The sequence below is a fragment of the Rahnella sp. BCC 1045 genome (assembly GCF_019049615.1).
Taxonomy (GTDB): domain Bacteria; phylum Pseudomonadota; class Gammaproteobacteria; order Enterobacterales; family Enterobacteriaceae; genus Rahnella; species Rahnella contaminans.
This window is the reverse complement of sequence record NZ_JAFMOZ010000136.1, coordinates 37,264-53,955: the sequence shown is the minus strand read 5'-3', so window position 1 is coordinate 53,955 and position 16,692 is coordinate 37,264. Positions and strand designations below refer to the sequence as shown.

The 16,692-nt window shown below is 57.5% G+C and carries 13 protein-coding genes and 1 pseudogene; 2 read left to right on the top strand and 12 right to left on the bottom strand.

Features of this window, described 5'->3' with window-relative positions:
• The first annotated feature begins 161 nt into the window (after positions 1–161).
• Positions 162–1,658: an MFS transporter gene (locus J1782_RS18245; protein ID WP_217153665.1), complete on the top strand. Its 1,497-nt coding sequence runs from the start codon at positions 162–164 to the stop codon at positions 1,656–1,658.
• A 46-nt stretch (positions 1,659–1,704) separates the two neighbouring features.
• Positions 1,705–2,283, top strand: a complete 579-nt coding sequence (locus J1782_RS18240; RefSeq protein WP_165060528.1) for a TetR/AcrR family transcriptional regulator — start codon at positions 1,705–1,707, stop codon at positions 2,281–2,283.
• A gap of 35 nt (positions 2,284–2,318) precedes the next feature.
• Here the strand turns inward: J1782_RS18240 and J1782_RS18235 are convergent, their stop codons facing one another.
• The 12 genes and pseudogenes from J1782_RS18235 to J1782_RS18180 form a co-directional block, all read right to left on the bottom strand.
• On the bottom strand, positions 2,319–2,483 hold the full coding sequence (locus J1782_RS18235; protein ID WP_152326793.1) for a DUF2474 domain-containing protein: 165 nt from the start codon (positions 2,481–2,483) through the stop codon (positions 2,319–2,321).
• 10 nt (positions 2,484–2,493) lie between these two features.
• Positions 2,494–3,501, bottom strand: a complete 1,008-nt coding sequence (gene cydB / locus J1782_RS18230) for a cytochrome d ubiquinol oxidase subunit II (RefSeq protein ID WP_152326794.1) — start codon at positions 3,499–3,501, stop codon at positions 2,494–2,496.
• 2 nt (positions 3,502–3,503) lie between these two features.
• Complete coding sequence (locus J1782_RS18225) at positions 3,504–4,928, bottom strand: cytochrome ubiquinol oxidase subunit I (RefSeq protein WP_152326795.1); 1,425 nt, start codon at positions 4,926–4,928, stop codon at positions 3,504–3,506.
• Between the two features lie 556 nt (positions 4,929–5,484).
• Positions 5,485–6,858: a VasL domain-containing protein gene (locus J1782_RS18220; RefSeq protein ID WP_217153664.1), complete on the bottom strand. Its 1,374-nt coding sequence runs from the start codon at positions 6,856–6,858 to the stop codon at positions 5,485–5,487.
• Positions 6,859–6,972: 114 nt separating this feature from the next.
• The gene (locus J1782_RS18215) at positions 6,973–7,443 is read right to left on the bottom strand and encodes a hypothetical protein (RefSeq protein ID WP_217153663.1); all 471 of its coding nucleotides are present in this window, start codon (positions 7,441–7,443) and stop codon (positions 6,973–6,975) included.
• Between the two features lie 33 nt (positions 7,444–7,476).
• Entirely contained in the window at positions 7,477–7,911 is a 435-nt protein-coding gene (gene tssE, locus J1782_RS18210; RefSeq protein ID WP_217153662.1) for a type VI secretion system baseplate subunit TssE, read from the bottom strand.
• Positions 7,911–8,450 (bottom strand): type VI secretion system lipoprotein TssJ, encoded by a 540-nt coding sequence (gene tssJ, locus J1782_RS18205; protein ID WP_338105853.1) that lies wholly within the window; start codon positions 8,448–8,450, stop codon positions 7,911–7,913. Before tssJ ends, tssE begins: the two co-directional genes overlap by 1 nt.
• Complete coding sequence (gene tssG, locus J1782_RS18200; protein WP_206738939.1) at positions 8,422–9,510, bottom strand: type VI secretion system baseplate subunit TssG; 1,089 nt, start codon at positions 9,508–9,510, stop codon at positions 8,422–8,424. The genes tssJ and tssG overlap by 29 nt, the downstream gene beginning before the upstream one ends.
• Positions 9,468–11,237: a type VI secretion system baseplate subunit TssF gene (gene tssF / locus J1782_RS18195; RefSeq protein WP_217153660.1), complete on the bottom strand. Its 1,770-nt coding sequence runs from the start codon at positions 11,235–11,237 to the stop codon at positions 9,468–9,470. Before tssF ends, tssG begins: the two co-directional genes overlap by 43 nt.
• 152 nt (positions 11,238–11,389) lie before the next feature.
• A pseudogene (locus J1782_RS18190) lies at positions 11,390–11,662 on the bottom strand (PAAR domain-containing protein); the annotation flags it as partial.
• 21 nt (positions 11,663–11,683) lie between these two features.
• A complete protein-coding gene (gene tssA, locus J1782_RS18185) occupies positions 11,684–13,285 on the bottom strand; it encodes a type VI secretion system protein TssA (protein WP_217153659.1) in 1,602 nt (533 codons plus the stop codon).
• A complete protein-coding gene (locus J1782_RS18180) occupies positions 13,285–16,653 on the bottom strand; it encodes an ImcF-related family protein (protein WP_254303113.1) in 3,369 nt (1,122 codons plus the stop codon). Before J1782_RS18180 ends, tssA begins: the two co-directional genes overlap by 1 nt.
• Positions 16,654–16,692 lie beyond the last annotated feature (39 nt).

The window sequence follows — 16,692 nt, the reverse complement described above, 5'->3', positions numbered from 1 at the left end:
CCACCTTCCGGTGGGCTTTTTCTTGCCGCTGAGTTCTGCGTTTCTGCCCGCCGGTGTGTCAACCGATCCTCAACCATTACGCTGGCTTCGCTTGATTTTGAGCGCCCGCTCAAGTACCTTTCGCGCTTGAGCAAGTGCTCAAAAACTTTCTGAGGCTGTATATGTTCGTCCAAAACCGCTGGCTGATCCTCGCCATTGTCACCAGTACCCTTTTCCTGATCATCATTGATATGACGGTGCTTTACACGGCGCTGCCGCGTCTGACGCTGGCGCTCGGGGCGTCGTCATCCGAAAAATTATGGATCGTGAATGCGTATCCGCTGGTCGTCGCCGGGCTGCTTCCCGGCGCGGGTATGCTGAGTGACCGTCTCGGGCATAAAAATCTGTTTATGAGCGGCCTGCCGGTGTTTGCGCTGGCGTCGCTGTGCGCGGCTTTTGCGCCGTCCGCGGAATGGCTGATCGCATCCCGCGTGTTTCTGGCGATTGGCGCGGCCATGATGATGCCCGCGACGCTGGCGATTGTGCGCCATGTGTTTACCAATGAACGCGAACGTGCGCTGGCGATTGGTATCTGGTCGGCGGTGGCATCAGGCGCGGCGGCGCTCGGGCCGGTGATTGGCGGCGTGTTGCTGGAATATTTCTGGTGGGGCTCGGTGTTCCTGATCAACGTGCCGATTGTGGTGGCCGTATTCCCTTGTGCGCTGGCGTTGATCCCGCGCGGTAAAGGCAACCCGGAACGTCCGTGTGATTTCACCGGATCGGCGATGGTGATGCTCGGGCTGGTCGGCGTGATTTATGCGCTGAAAGAGCTGAGCAATATGAACTCTTCATGGACTGGCGTGTTGTTCCCGGCCTTTGCAGGCGTACTGTTTCTGGGGCTGTTCGCCAGAAGGCAAAAACGCGCCGTGCAGCCGATGATCGATTTTTCGCTGTTTCGCAACCGCGCTTTTGCCTGTGGCGTGGGCGTGGCGATCACCTCGATGATTGCGCTGATCGGCATCGAACTGGTACTGAGCCAGCGGTTGCAACTGGTGCTCGGGCTGACGCCATTTATGGCCGCGATGTTTATTCTGCCTATTCCGGTAGCCTCCGCGCTGGCATCGCCGCTGGCCGGAATGCTGATGCCAAAATACGGCGTCCGCAAAATCATGCTCGGGGGTTTCGCGCTTTCCGCCGCGGGAATTGTCAGCCACGCGCTGCTGTTTGAAGGCGGCACCGCGATGCAGCTTGCCAGCCTGTTTATTTTAGGTTTCGGCCTCGGCGGCGCGGTGACGGCGGCCTCGACCTCCATCATGCTGAACGCCCCGGAAGAGAAAGCCGGGATGGTCGCGGCGATCGAAGACGTGTCATGGGAAATGGGCGGCGTGCTGGGTGTGACGTTGCTGGGTGGCCTGATGACGGCAGTTTACAGCCGCAGCCTCACGCTGCCGGCCGGTATTGTGACCGGCGACGGCGCGTATGACAGCCTCGATGAAGCGCTGAATATCGCCAGCCATCTCAGCCCGGAGCATGCGACGTTAATCAGCGAGCTGGCGCGTACGGCCTTTGATCAGGCGTTTCTGGCGGTCCTGATTTCTGCCGCCATGCTGGTGATCGCCACCGTGGTGGTGCTGAAAATCGTCCTGCGTAAGCCGGTGGGCGTGCGTCAGTCTTCCTGATAAACTGCGGCCTGAGCGGTTGCTCAATGCCAGCACAGGATTGATGATGAAAGAAAATCGGGAAGCGTTGAGGGCGAAAATCCTCGACGGCGCAATCAGCCTCTTTATCGAAAAGGGGATTGAGAAAGTGACGACGCGCGAACTGACGGAATACGTCGGGATCTCGCGCAGTCATATTTATCACTACTTTCCCGACTGGCAGACGCTGTGTATCGAAGCGCTGACGGAGGTAATGCTGGCGGAACTCAAGGAGTTCACCGCAGAAATCGTGGCGCTGCCGCCGCAGGAAAAACTCCACACGCTGGTAAACAGTTATCTGCCGGATACGCAGGGTGACATCTGGCGACTTTACGGTTCGCTGTGGCAACTGGCGGCGCACAACGAGGCTTACGCCGCACTGGCGCAACTGATGGTGAGGAAATGGCTGGATTTGCTGGCTGAAATCATCAGCGCAGGTACTGAAGCGGGGATATTTCGATCCACCAACGCCGCACGCGTCACCCGCCAGCTTTCCGCGATGCTCAACGGTTACGCCGATCAGCTGATCGTCATGCCCTCAGCGGAGGTCAGGCAGGAAGCCATGGAAGATATCTGTGATTTCGTGGAACTGGTGTTGAAGAAATAAATAAAAGGCCGCCACGAATGCAGCGGCCCTCTGCATCAGTGCTCCCGCATTCCCGCTGCAAACATCAGCAGATGAAATACTGTCGCGACGACAAACAGCGCTAACACACTTCCACCCCAGATGACGGCCATCCAGCCAACGCGTTTTAAGAACGGGGCTTTGGTGATGTTGTTGTCATCCATTTTTCTGATGAGATTCATACGAAATTCCTCAGTGATAACCCTGATCCGGCGTCACTTTTCCGCGGAACACGTAGTAGCTCCAGAAGGTGTACACCAGAATGATCGGGATGATGAACAGCGCGCCCACCAGAATGAAGCCCTGGCTTTGTGGCGGTGACGCCGCTTCCCAGATGGAGATGGACGGCGGAATGATGTTCGGCCAGATGCTGATCCCCAGACCGGTATAGCCCAGGAATACCAGCGCCAGCGTCAGCAGGAAGGGCGCGTGATGCGCGTTTTTGCTGATGGCACGGAACATCCACGCAGAGACTAATACCACCAGAACCGGTACCGGCAGGAACCAGTAAAGGTTAGGGCGCGTGAACCAGCGGGTGGCAATATCACTGTGCGTCAGCGGTGTCCACAGACTGACTGCCAGCGTCACCAGCAGGAAAACCACCAGCAGAGGTTTAGCGATTTTGTGCATCGCTTCCTGCAATTCGCCTTCGGTTTTCATGATGAGCCAGGTGCAGCCGAGCAGGGCATACGCCACGACCAGCGCGAACCCGCAGAACAGGGTGAACGGCGTGAGCCAGTCCAGCGCCCCACCGGCATACGTGCGGTTAACCACAGGAATACCATTGATGACGGCGCCCAGTACCACGCCCTGACAGAAGGTTGCGATAACCGATCCCCAGATGAAGGATTTATCCCACACATGGCGCCTGGCCGGGCTGGCTTTGAAACGAAATTCAAACGCCACGCCGCGGAAAATCAGACCGAACAACATCAGGGTCAGCGGGATGGACAGCGCATCAAGAATCACCGAATACGCCAGCGGGAATGCGCCGTACAACGCCGCACCGCCCAGCACCAGCCAGGTTTCGTTGCCGTCCCAGACCGGCGCAACGGTGTTCATCATCACGTCGCGGTCGTGCTCTTTTTTCACCAGAGGGAACAGCAGACCGATGCCCAGGTCGAAGCCGTCCATCACCACATACATCATCACGCCGAAGATGATGATCAAAAACCAGATCAGCGGTAAGTCGATACCCATTATCAAGCTCCCTTAGAGTCGTCGGACAGTGATTCCGAAATAGCAGACAGCGGACGCGCAGGCGTGCGGTGCTGGCCAGGACCACCGTGGTCAACGCTTTCACCTTCATGCGCCTGCGGACCTTTGCGGATCAGACGCATCATGTAGCCGTAACCCACGCCAAACACCGAGCAGTAAATCACGATGAACAGGATCAGGCTGACGCTCATCTGGAGAACGTTATGGTTCGATACCGCGTCTTTGGTGCGCAGCAGGCCGTAAACGACCCAGGGCTGACGCCCCATTTCGGTGGTGATCCAGCCCGCCAGTAGTGCCAGCAGACCGGAAGGCCCCATCAGGAAGGCAAAGCGCAGGAACGCTTTAGAGGTATACATTTTGCCGCCACGACGCAGGATAAGGCTCAGCACACCCAGCAAAATCATCAGCATGCCCAGACCGGCCATGATGCGGAAGGTGTAGAAAATGACGGACGAGTTCGGACGATCTTCTTTCGGGAAAGACTTCAGCGCCGGGATCTGATGCGTCAGGCTGTGCGTCAGGATCAGGCTGCCGAGATACGGGATTTCAATCGCGTAACGGGTTTCTTCGCGGTTCATATCCGGGTAACCGATCAGCACCAGCGGGGAGGGTTTATTGTCTTTATTTTCCCAGTGGCCTTCGATGGCCGCGATTTTAGCCGGCTGATATTTCAGGGTGTTCAGGCCGTGGGCGTCACCCAAAAATGCCTGAATCGGGGAGACAATCAGCGCCATCCACATCGCCATCGACAGCATGGTGCGGATTGCCGGGGTATCACGCCCACGCAGTAAATGCCAGGCCGCCGCAGAACCGACGAAGAACGCAGACGCCAGGAAGGCGGCGGTGGTCATATGCATCAGACGGAACGGGAAAGACGGGTTGAAGATGATTTTCATCCAGCTGACCGGCACGACCAGATTGTTAACAATTTCGTAGCCCTGCGGTGTCTGCATCCAGCTGTTGGACGCGAGGATCCAGAAGGTGGACATCAGCGTACCGAGCGCCACCATGCAGGTGGAGAAGAAGTGCAGACCGGGGCCGACGCGGTTCCAGCCGAACAACATCACGCCGAGGAAACCGGCTTCAAGGAAGAACGCGGTTAACACTTCATAGGTCAGCAACGGGCCGGTAATGCTCCCGGCGAACGAGGAGAACATGCTCCAGTTGGTGCCGAACTGGTAAGCCATCACCAGACCGGAGACCACGCCCATGCCAAAGTTCACGGCAAAAATTTTCGACCAGAAATGATACAGGTCGCGGTAAGCCTCTTTCTTCGTTTTCAGCCACATGCCTTCCAGAACTGCCAGAAAACTGGCAAGCCCGATGGTGATAGCGGGGAAAATGATGTGAAAAGAGACGGTGAACGCGAACTGGATCCGGGCCAGTTCTAGCGCATCAAGACCAAACATAACAACCTCTTTTTGTGTGTCAGGTAACCCTTCCAGACATTAATACCGGTACGGGAACCGGCAATTTCTGACATTCGCAGGTGAAGTCTTGAATGAAAGGGTGGTACAGCTGGGTTTTCGCGAGGGGCCGATTTAACCACAGGGGTTAAAGGTATTAACAGGGACGGTTTCGTGGGGAAATTACCGGCTGAAACACTTTTGCGGCAGGGGAATAGGAGCGGGGAGGGAAACTAATTTCAGCCCGAAGCGCCCGAGGGAAGAGTAACCCTGAAAAGTACGCGGACATGATGTTGCATTGATCTGGATCAAAGAGTTTTGATGTTTTCTGAATGTAATTACCCTGCGTCCAGTAATGACTTGTTGTGTGCCATATTGGTAACTAAAAAGTTAAATCGCCAACGGCATCAGCGCATTCTGATTTTAATGCAATGTAAATTTATGTCATCGGTTTTGGTCGAAATGACGTCAAAACAGGTAATGGTTGTAGTATTTGTTTACATTTACGTATCACGAAGGAAACGCCGTCAGCGCAGGGGGGTTGGCCGGCGGCGTATAATCATCGTTGTTGCGTTTCAGGCACCGCAGCGGCGGGTTCCAGCAGCGCATACCGGTTCAGAAGCTGTGTGAACTGATTATCCAGTTGCATCAGCAGCTGAGGAGATATGGCATCTTTCTGCTGTCTGGCGTCGGCTAATTTACGCAACGATTCTTCGACCGGCGTAGCGCTGTTCAGCGCCTGCTGAATGGCAAAAACCGACGATTTGAGCTGCGAGACGGTCATATATTTGCCGCGCTGTTCATCCAGCCCGTTAAGCTTATCTGCCAGTTGCTGCAACTGCGCGTTGGCCGAATGCCAGCCGTTAAGGTTTTCCAGCGGTATAGCATTGGCGGTCAGCTGCTCGTTCCATTCCTGCGTCAGCTTTTGCGTCTCTGGATTGTCAGGCCAGAGGAACCGGGTTTGCTGAATCAGCTGCGAACCGGTGTCCTGCGCCCAGCGCGGCGAAAGTGCGGCCAGATGGCGGGTTTGCTGACGGGTGGTGGCAATGATCTCTGGCGCCTCGCGGTTCAGTGATTCTGCCTCGCGATTTTTCAGGGCTTGCAGTTCCGTAGCGCTCAGAGGTTTTGGCATCTTCGTCATTGACGCTATCAGCCGCTCGCTGGCAGATGGATGATAAAACGCGTTCACACCTGCCACCACGCCGCTGCCAACCAGTACGGTGACCACAATTCCCGCCACAAATCCTTTCCACTGTAACGGACGCTTTGCCGCCGGAGCGGGCGCAATCACCACCTGCGGAAGCTCGGGTTCTGCCTGAGCAACATAAACCCAGGGTTCTCTGGCCTGGGTCTCCCATGTTCTTTCAACTTCTTCGGCGGAAGCGGGCAGCACAACAGCAGAGTCTGTCGAGGCGTGCATGTTTTCGAGGCGCATCGCGGCACCCTGCATATAGGTGCTCAGCACGGCAAGCTGGCTGGCGTGTTTGAGTTCAAGACGTTGCAATACGTCACACAGTGCATTGATGAGTTTTTCCGCCTCATAAATTTGCGGCAGGTCGCGGTATTCCAGCGTCATTCCCCGAAGGGATTGCTGCAAGCGCTGGCTCAGCCCGGTCAGAATTTCCATCCTTGCATGAACCGGCTGCGGCCATAGCCCCGGCCACTGGCGGGAGATCAGCGCCTCGAGTATCGCCAGCCCTTCATTCAGCCCGGACAACCCGACGATTTGCGCCCGCGCCTGCGTGTACCACGATGCAGTTTGCAGCTCGATGCCGTTTTGCTGGAACAGGCTCAGACACAGCTGTTCCACTTTTTTCCAGTTCACATCCGGACGCGCCGGGTGTGTCAGCTTACTCAGTTCTTCGCGTAAAACGGCATAATCAGCCAGCGCACGCGGGTCGCCTCCGGTGCGCAGCAGGCGTTCAATAGACATGGTTGTTTTCCTTAACTGACGTAATTCTGCTCTTTCACATAGCGGATCAGCACAAGACCTTCAGGTATTCCCGAAGGCCAGTGCATTAAAGAATTCAGGCGGCAGGGTTAAAGGTCAGGACAATAAACCTTCAATCATGTTGAAAAAGATCTCTTCGCTGAACGTTTCGCCGGGCTGCGTGGACCTACCCGCCGGACGCCACGTCCAGTGATTGCGCTCTGCGGAACGCATGAATAAACGGCAAAGAGGGACCGGAGCGCCCTCAGCGCAGAGACTGACTTCCACGCAGCCCGTCACGCTCTGACCGTATAAAAAGGCAGGCGTGAATTTCACCATCCTGTTTTCATAACGCAGGTGGATGCCGGGAATGTTGAATGCCCTTCCGCCTATCAGAAATTCAACCAAGGAAACGGAGGTGCTTTCCGTCCGGATGCCGGTACCGGCCAGCCATGTTTCCACGTTCTCCTGAAGCTGACTCATCTGTTGCTGAAACTCAGCGATATCAGCCTGACCTTTATTTTCAAACACGGTACGACCCGGTTGTTTGTCCTGTAGCTTTTTCAAAAAACGTTCTTTAGCTGACATACTTCCTCTGTTATCGCCAATGGCAGACGGCCATTAAACATAATTCTGCTGTTTCATATGGCGCATCAGCACGCGGCCTTCCGGCATAAATTCCGTCCCGAACCGTACCAGACCAAGCTCTTTCAGCTCGGCGTCGATGGCGTATTCAAGATGCCCGTGTGTGGACTGTGGCAGTAAAATCACGTTCAGCTTTCGGATCCGCGGCTCGTATTTCAGCAGCGTGGCGGAGAGCGTGGTCAGCAGGGAGTGCGCAGTGCCGGGCATCCCCTGCAAGATTTTGCTCATGTCCGGCAGGCCATAATCCGGCAGATGCGAAATCGTTCCTGCGCGGCAGTTAAGGACCCGCTGCATGTTGTCGAGCACGGACAGAATGACCTGATTGGCTTCGCTGACCTGATGAAGTTCAATGCCGCCGGCAAAATTGCCGAGCAATTGCTCATAAAGAGAGGGGGCGCGAGAGTCTGGCATCAGTCTTTCACCGCAATCAGCGTGAGGTTGTTATTCCCGAGTTCGATGGTTCGCGCTTTATCCGGATCCAGTTCTTCGCGGGACAGAACAAGCCGCCACTGATCCTTTGCAAGATCCGGGTTTCGGAACAGACCGACGACGGCCACGAATTTGGCGTCTTTTTCCATTGGCATGTCCAGTGACGCTGCCGTGCCGGGTTTGATCACTACGTTGCGGCTGGCCAGCAGATCGTCTTTCAGCGCATCATCGCCGTCGCCTGCCAGTTGCTGATAGACCGTTTTCTGGAACAGTTTGTCATCACGCAACTGATAGACGCGAACCAGCACAGGTTGCGACGCTGAATTGGCCTCGCTGGCGTCGGTATTCAGTGCCTCACGGGCGGTGAAATCCAGATGCAGCACTTTTATCTGCTTATAAAAAATGGATTTTGTTGCAGAAACGGTGCTGTCGGTCACGACCTGTGTCAGTCCGCAGCCGCTCAGCAGCAGGACGACAGCAGGCAGACAGAATTTATTTTTCCATGCGGTATTGAATAACACGTCGTGTTCCTTCCTGAGGCGTGTGAGGGAGCATGCCACGGTAGTGGCCCAGCTCCACGGTAAAGTATTCGGGAATATCGTCAGAAGCCTCATCGTCCAGACCCAGGACACCGGTCAGCCCGAGCCTGAACGGATTGTCTCCCAGAACGGGCGCGGGCAGCAGGTGGGTGGGGACGGTCAGCTCGAGGCGTGCGCCGTAACGCCAGCCCAGATAAACCCGCAGTAATACCTGAAAATCTGCGTAAAGCGCGCCATCCGGCAGCCAGTCTGCGGCCTCAGCGCTGTCCGCGGTGTGCAGGGAAATCAGCAGCTGGCTGTTGGCGTCGGTACCTTCATCGCCCATCAGGGTATCGCCGTCAAGCCAGCGGGCACCTTCGTCCGCAAACGACATCGGAGTCGTGATGCGCACGCTGCGCAGGCAGTGTGGCGTCACGTCCGCACGCGTGCGGGGAGCCAGCAGCCGGACCAGCGCCTGCACGCCTTCCGCCGTTCTTCCCGGCTGGCGCATGACGCCCAGCAACGCCAGAAAACGCGATGTCGGTGTGGCAAGGTGGCGCTGCGTACCGGGGATACCCATGCCAATCAGGCCCAGCAGGCTTTGCGACGTGTTGTCTGCGCCGCCCGCCTCGAACGTTGCCGGGTAAGAGTATTTGCGCCAGATGCGGTAAAACTGCGTCATGATGCGGTGGTTAAAGATATCGAGAAATCCCTCCAGCGCCTCATGGCCATCGCGCTGCTGGGTGATGTCGTCGATGTAGGACGTCGGCAGCGGCGAGTCTACGCCGTAAAGCCCCATAAAGGTGGTACGTACGGTCGGCGGTGCGTCCGGATTTTCGGCATCCCGCTCGAGCGCTTTCAGCTCGCTGACCGGAAACCCCATCCCCGGATGAGGACGAAATCGCACCGGGTCGTCCGCCGGGTTGGCGGTGCTGCCGAGAGGCGGGTTACCGGAGCGCTCCAGCAACTGGCAAAAGCGGTAAAAGTTAAACCGCCCGATGTCCCGTTCAACCCGGTCATTCAGCCGGAAGTGCGGATGCGGGTTTTGTGGTTCTCTTCCCATTCCAGGCGTTCTCCGGTCGGTTGCAGTATCAGTGTCAGGCGGTTAAACAGATGAATGTCGGTGTACAGCGCAAAGAAACGGCTGAGCATTTCACCAAACAGGCAGATGTCGCCGCTGCCTGCAAAACCGTTGCTATCGAGGGTAATTTCGATATGCACCCCACGCAGCAGATAGCCACGCTCGAAACGCTCAATCTCGCTGTGCCTGACGTCAACAATGGCCTCCAGACGGCGGCGGTTCATCTCGCTTTCGGTCCAGTCGTAGAGGGCAAGCGTGCCACGCAGAACTTCAGCATTGTCCATCATCCACAGGAAGCTGCTGCCCAGATGGCTCAGCACCCGCCAGTGGAAACGGTCGCGGTTCGGCGGATAACACGGCATGGTCGGCGCGGACAGGTTGCGCACCCGCACGTTAGCACCGGTGGATTTAACCGCCGTATCCAGCACGGTGCTTTGCAGCGATTTGCGTGGCAACTGGCCGTTGGTACCGGTGAGGCTCAGGGACAGATTCTCGTTTTCCGGCACGGTGTGGTTATCAAACGCCTCACCGCCCAGCACCAGCCAGGTGTCGTGCAGGCCGGAAGGACCACGCTTGACGCGTGTGTGGTAGTAATACTCCGGCGCGTCGTGGCGCAGCATGCCGCCCTTGTGGCGGAAACTGGTGAACGGCACATAAACCTGATGACCTGAATGTTTGGAGGAAATTACCGAGTCGACCGAATAAATTTCGGTGTGACCATCCTGAACGCGCATCGGGCGCAGCATGTACTCGGTCTGCAAGGACGAGAGTGACAGCGGGTCTGATTCCAGTGGGAACAGGTTGATGACCGGCACGCAGTGCAGCCGCAGATGTTTTTCAGAGAACGAAAAATCGTGCTCCCAGCGTTTTTCCAGCACCACGTCAATCTCAAACCAGGCAAGCTCCGCGGGCAGATTTACGGTATCCAGCCCTTTAAGGCCGGCAAACATAAACTTTTCGCGGAAGGTGAAATACTCCAGCAATAGCTGATAACCGCTGAAGGCGCTGTCACCGCCGGGCCACAAGGTATCTTTTTCACTGAATCCCTGCGGGGAAAAGTAACCGTCCAGCGGCTGACGGTCAGCCTGTCCCGGCAGACGTATCCAGAGACGTGCAACGTTGAGGGTCAGTGCTTCATGTAACGCGCAGGCCAGCGGTGCATCGGCATCAAAATAGAGCGGCAGATGGCTCAGGTTGAGTTTGCTCCAGTCAGCCAGTTCCCCGCAGTTAAAGCGCAGGCGGATCACCGACCGGCCATCCGGCTCTGTATCGAGAACTGCGCGGATCAGCGACAGCGGCAGCAGTTCAATATCCTGCGTGGTGGTGTAGCGGCAACGCGTTGCGCGTTCACCCATCGGCCGGGAAAGAACTTCAAAGCCTTTACTGACGGCCATGTGTTCCTTCATGCCCTGCCACTGCGGGGTGAACTCCACAATAGAAAGGGAAGGGATGGTGCGCAGATAGTGCGGCCACAGCAGGCTGACCAGCCCTTCGGTCAGCTCGGGTAAATCGTCATCGAGCTTTTCACGCAGACGCCCCATCAGGAAGGCAAAGCCCTCAAACAGGCGCTCCACGTAGGGGTCGCGGGCGCCGGCTTTGTCAAGATTCAGTCCGGCAGCCCGGTCCGGGTGCGCGCGGGCAAACTCTTCGCCCGCCTCGCGCAGGTAACGCATTTCGGCGTCAAAATAACGTAAGGTTAAGTCGTCCATAATTGTCTTATTTGTATATGCCCGTTGGTCGGCGGTTATACGGGGAAATACACCCGGACAACGGCTGACCTGAAGATTGATAGAGAGGAAGGTATGGCTCTGAGTCGAAACGCGCTGACCGTGTGAATGCTTACCTGCGGGCGATGTTATTTCTCATAAGTCTTTATCATCACCGACGGAATAAGACGCGACTTGCACGGACAGCTGCTTTTACTGTGCAGCGTTCCGGCGAACTTGCGGCCGTTGAGTGTATCTTCGGGAACACTGCCGACGATAGTGAATACACCCGGATGCTGACCGCAGGTGACGGGATCCTGCTCACGCACGATGGGTTTGCCCATCAGCTTATGGGTCGGGTCACCGGCCAGAATAACGCCGCCGCAGGTGGTCTTATCCTGAATGACCAGGTAGTAGCCTTTTGCCATGAAAATATTCCTTTACGTGTTTTAGCCGCACAACACGGCGGCGCGGGCAGGGTCGAGGGCTATCAGCCCGCTGAGCAGGGTGTCCATGTCGGCCAGCAGGCGGAGTTTATCGCCGTCGCCGCGCTGGGTTTTCATGCGCAGCAACTTCAGACGGCGCGCCTTTACTTCAAATACCAGCCCCGGCTCCCACTGCGGCAGAGTCAGCGTTGTGCTGGCGGCGTCGAGATCGCCGAGCAGGTAAAGCGCCATGTCGTTTTTGCCATATTGTTCGGCGACACGAGCCATCAGCAGGCGCAGCAGCCACTGGTGGCGCGCAGTGGTAATCCCCGGACGCGACTGCAACCAGTTGAGCGCATTTTCGATACCGTCGCTGTCGGCCATTGTCAGCGCCTCGGCCTCAAGCTGCAGGATATCGTCCTCGCCGGAGGCGACGGCGGCAGACGGTTCACTACCCCAGCCGGAAGAGGATTCCAACACCTGCTGGTTTATCCAGCCCAATGTGACTTCATCGGCAAACGGTGTGCCGTCGCTCCAGGAGAGGGTTTCCAGCCCCGGCAGGCGCGAAAGCAGCAGGCTTAAATCCTGCGTGACGCACATTGCCCAGCCGTCAAATGGCGCACCGGCCTTCGTCAGCGCCTGATGCAAATACCATTGCACGTCCAGCCAGAAGTGGTTTACACCCTCGGAGAACATCGATTCCGCCTGTTCAAGCAGTTCAGTCCAGCTTTGCTGCAGATAAAGACGCTTGAGCTGGGCCCGATATTCCGGACGCGGGGGCAGGAGACGGGTGCGTCCGGTGGCATCGAGCGGTGGCAATTCATGCACCGTGTCCCAGCGGATACTTTTGATGAGATGGTGGCCTGAGAGCCAGCCCGAAGGCTGGTCGCGGAGGTACTTTGCCAGTGTTTTCGCCTGATCAAGCAGGTCGCGGCCTGACTGCACCGGGCGCAATGTCGGCGATGTGTTGGTGCTTTCTGACGCGGAGGAGGGGGAAGACGTGCTGCTGTTTTGCGGCACGACAGCGCCCATACCGCCTGACTGTGCGAGACGGTTTTCCAGCGCGGCGTAAAGGGCGCCGAGGCCCGGACGGGACGCCGCATCCCAGGCGCTTAACCCTTGTTCGATTAACGCCAGTGCCCCGGCAATCCGGGAAAAATCCGTCGTATCAACTTCCGGGTACAGTGACAGGCTGTCCAGTACGCGTGAACCGGAGAGCCATTCCAGCGCGGCCTTGCGGCTGGTGGCACGCTGTGGATGCAGGGTTTCACCAAAGCGGGTAATGAGCCCGGCAAGCAGGGACAGGCCATCGGCAAGTCCCGCCTCACCGTCGCGGTGCAGACGCGCCCAGACGTAGTACGTGGCAACGCGCACATCCTTGCAGTGCGCGGTCAGCAGTTTTTCTGCCAGTTCGCAGGTCAGTGCGGTATCCGCGCCGGAAAGCTTATTGACCTCTTCGCGCATCTGCTGGAAGTCATCGTCGTAGCCGGGATCTGTCCCGGCCGGTGTGTCTGCTGACACCGGTTGCAGCCAGTTATCCCAGAGTGCGGCCTGTTGCTGCGCCTGCTGTAAAAGTGCGTCAGGCTCAGTCGTACAGGCGGTGAGCAGGGTAGTTAATGTGGCCATTACGGCTCCTCGGCGATTGCATCGGGGTCAAAAGGTTTTTCAGCCGGTACCGGCGCATCCTGAATCAGGAAAATTTGCGCCGGCAGCGTAAAGTTGCGCATTTGCAGAAGGCCAAGCGGGCCTTTGCCGAGCTCAGTACGCAATATCCACTGCAGCGGTTGTTTGTCTGGCGTGGTAAAGGTCAGCTGATAACGACCCTCATCGAGTTTTTGTTGCTTCGACTGTTCCAGCCAGCGGATAAGCCCCCAGGTGCCCTGATAATCGCCGTACAGGCGGGCACCCGCATTGGTGGAGGTCCAGGTCAGCATTGTGCCCGGCTTATACGTCTCGCCCGGCCAGCGGAAACTCTGCCAGCTTTCCATCTGATTGAAGTAATGCAGTTTTTGTCCGTCAATCGACAGATTGGTTTCCACCACGTCCGGCACCGGCCGGGCCAGCAGTTCGAAGCGCATCCCCTGGCTCCCGTCGGTAAACAAGATGTCAGATATCTGGCTCAGCTGATTGATCGCATCCAGGAAGGCCGGATTAAAGGTCAGCCCCTGGCCGTTCACTTTGTCCGGCACCCAGCGCGTGCCTTCTTTATGCAGCACGCCGTTCAGTTCGCGGGTCAGGAAGCTGTCGATACGCCCGCTGTCCTTACGGATAAATTCCGCCAGCATCGGCAGGGAAGCGTCGCTCTTGCTAATGGCAAACGGATAACGGCCATCAAAAGCGGATTTCCAGTTGGCGACAATGGCGTTTTTCCACTGGTCGTTGAGGCTTGCAGAAGACGGTTGTAACACCGTTTCCCACGCCTGCGTCAGCGGCTGCACAAACATCGTCTGCCCGAAGCCGCTCCACTCTTCACCGAGGCTGGCGGCAATCAGGCTGCCGTATTCCTGGGTATCGGTCAGGTCAACACTTTTGCCCTGGAACACGGTCTGCGCCAGTACCTGCGTCATTTCCTGCGGGTCATTGGCGTTAGCCACCTGCTGAAGTTTCAGGCGCACGCGGGTCACGCGGGTGAGCAGCGTTTGCAGGCTGAGCGAACTGTCTGACGACATCATGTTCTGCGCACTACCTTTGCCCATCAGGGCCAGCAACGGTCCGAAGGTTTCATCGAGCGGGCCGACCGGTCCGTTGGCGTGCTGGTCGATGGCCGGTTGCGCGTCCTTGTTCATCAGCGCTTTGGCGGATTTCACCAGCGAGTCCGATAATGCTTCATCATGTTGTCCGGCCTGCCCCTGCCATGCCAGCGTGTTCATCAGCGCGATTAACGGTGACTGTCGCACGTCACTCATCAGCGTCAGCTGGTCGATCACGTCGGAGAGATTTTTCGCCTCATTCCAGCGCAGGCTGTTGAGGAAGTTCAGCCAGCTGCCAGCGAAGTCGGTGAAGTAACGCTCGGTCAGGCGTTTTTTCAGTGCCTCCGGCGAGATGTCATCGGAGATTGCCCGGCGGCTGTCGCTCAGTACCCAGTCAATTTCCTCACGGCGGGAGGTGACCGCTTTGTCGATGGCGTGCTGGATTTGCTCATCCCACGCCTTACGGGTGAACATCCCCGGTACTACTTCGTCGGTGTGGAACAGACGCTGCGCATCGGTATCGCCGGTCATGTCTACCAGCGTCATATCGGCATAGTTGCGACGTACCGACAGCAGCATGTTTTCATACAAGGTGCTTTCGGCATTGCGCTGACCGATTTCACCCAGCAATACCTGCCTGCTCTGCGAGACCAGCTGCGTATCCGGTGTGATTTTCCACGCGGGCTGGGCAGGGAGGTTGGTGGCATAAAACTGCCACAGGTCTGGTGCCAGACTTTGCCACAAGCCCGGAGACACACCGGGCCGCTGCGGTTCGGCGGTTTTCATCACCTGCGCGTAAAATGCAGCGTCAGCTTTTTCCGGACGCGCCATCATCAGATAGGCTTTGAGCTGGTCATAGCCCGGTTTTGCCAGCACGGCGCGCTGCGGGCTGTTGGCCGGCAGGTTCGCCAGTGCGTTGAGTTTTTGCTGCAAACTCTGCACGGCCGCATCACGGATCAAACGGTTACTGGCGTTGCCATACCACGGCATCAATGTTGTCAGAAGCTCCCGGTTGTGGTCTAACCCGAAACGCTGATACCACGGCGCACCGCGGGCAATTCGCGTTTGCAGACGGCCGATATTATTACGCAGCGCCTGCAGGGCAATCAGCTGTTCATCGGAGACAGGTTCTGGCTTTGAAAGCAATTGCGCCTGCTCAGCCGCGCTCACCATCTGGTGACGGTTGACAGCAAAGGACACCACGCTGCCCGCGCCCCACAGCACAATCAGGGCCAGCAGGCTGTAACACACACCTTGCTCCCACGGCAGACCCACGCGGCGACCGCGCGCAGCCAGACAGTCATCCAGTACGCCCTGCCAGCTGGCCGGTGCCGTCCAGGTTTTTTCATGCACCCCTTCCGCCGTTGCGGAAGTTTCCGGCAGGCTGAACATCAGCCCGCGCAGCGGAATACGTGAGGCGTAATCGGCAAACCAAGGTGTTAATACCTGACGCCAGCGCATGGCTTCAGTCGTTTCCAGTGAGTGCGCCAGTCGCAGCAAAAAATCGTGTCGCTGTTCGGCGAACACCTGCTGCATCCCCTGTTCGCGCAGGGCAGGCAGCAGGGATAGCAGCTGGCGTTCGAGGGTGTCCGGACCGGCGCTTGCGGCCAATATGGCACCGACCGGCTGCGTGACGCGGCCGTCCTGCCCCCAGCGGCTGTCGCAGACCTGCCACAGATACACCGGCGGCTGATAACGTAACGCCTCACCGGATTTTTCCAGCGAGCGCAGGCCGTCATCCATCCACTGTGCCCCCCGGCTTTGTGACTGCGTCAGTGCCCAGACCACGCCGTCCAGCGGACGACTGCGGCGCAGCTTACGCAGCTCAGCCAGACGGGTTGCATCCGCCGGTTGGTGCAAACTGCCGCCGTGCAACAGCACGGTACGCTGACCTTCCAGCCAGCCCTGTTCCGCCAGACGGGGAGCCAGCGCGGTAATCTCTGGTGTTTCACCGACGACCATCAGCAGACGAACTTTGTAGCGCCAGAACAGGCCGTAGCGGCGGCGAAGGCGGGTTTTGATATCCTGTAACTCTGCGTGATGAGGCTTGTCTTGTCTCGTGTTTTCCTCATTGAGGTCTTCATCGTTCCCCGCTTGTTTACGAGTCTGCCTGAAGGCCCGACGCCCGAGAAGTCGCGTATTGATAAAGAAAAGATTGATGAAAAGTAAAAGCGAGGCCGTGGCGACTCCGGCGCCGACTAATAAGCGATCGCGTAATACAGACTCTGGCTCAACGCCGAGTGATTCGGGTTGCTGCCAGAGTAACCAGCAAAAGACTCCACCGATAATTAGAAATATCACCATAATCAGCCACAAACGGACTTCAGGTCTTTTTAGCCACAA

What these genes read in the sequence shown, in the direction of transcription:
- J1782_RS18245 (WP_217153665.1), top strand. Translation starts at nt 162, where the DNA reads ATGTTCGTCCAAAACCGCTGGCTGATCCTCGCCATTGTCACCAGTACC.
- J1782_RS18240 (WP_165060528.1), top strand. Translation starts at nt 1,705, where the DNA reads ATGAAAGAAAATCGGGAAGCGTTGAGGGCGAAAATCCTCGACGGCGCA.
- J1782_RS18235 (WP_152326793.1), bottom strand. Translation starts at nt 2,483, where the DNA reads ATGAATCTCATCAGAAAAATGGATGACAACAACATCACCAAAGCCCCG.
- cydB (WP_152326794.1), bottom strand. Translation starts at nt 3,501, where the DNA reads ATGGGTATCGACTTACCGCTGATCTGGTTTTTGATCATCATCTTCGGC.
- J1782_RS18225 (WP_152326795.1), bottom strand. Translation starts at nt 4,928, where the DNA reads ATGTTTGGTCTTGATGCGCTAGAACTGGCCCGGATCCAGTTCGCGTTC.
- J1782_RS18220 (WP_217153664.1), bottom strand. Translation starts at nt 6,858, where the DNA reads ATGTCTATTGAACGCCTGCTGCGCACCGGAGGCGACCCGCGTGCGCTG.
- J1782_RS18215 (WP_217153663.1), bottom strand. Translation starts at nt 7,443, where the DNA reads ATGTCAGCTAAAGAACGTTTTTTGAAAAAGCTACAGGACAAACAACCG.
- tssE (WP_217153662.1), bottom strand. Translation starts at nt 7,911, where the DNA reads ATGCCAGACTCTCGCGCCCCCTCTCTTTATGAGCAATTGCTCGGCAAT.
- tssG (WP_206738939.1), bottom strand. Translation starts at nt 9,510, where the DNA reads ATGGGAAGAGAACCACAAAACCCGCATCCGCACTTCCGGCTGAATGAC.
- tssF (WP_217153660.1), bottom strand. Translation starts at nt 11,237, where the DNA reads ATGGACGACTTAACCTTACGTTATTTTGACGCCGAAATGCGTTACCTG.
- tssA (WP_217153659.1), bottom strand. Translation starts at nt 13,285, where the DNA reads ATGGCCACATTAACTACCCTGCTCACCGCCTGTACGACTGAGCCTGAC.
- J1782_RS18180 (WP_254303113.1), bottom strand. Translation starts at nt 16,653, where the DNA reads ATGGTGATATTTCTAATTATCGGTGGAGTCTTTTGCTGGTTACTCTGG.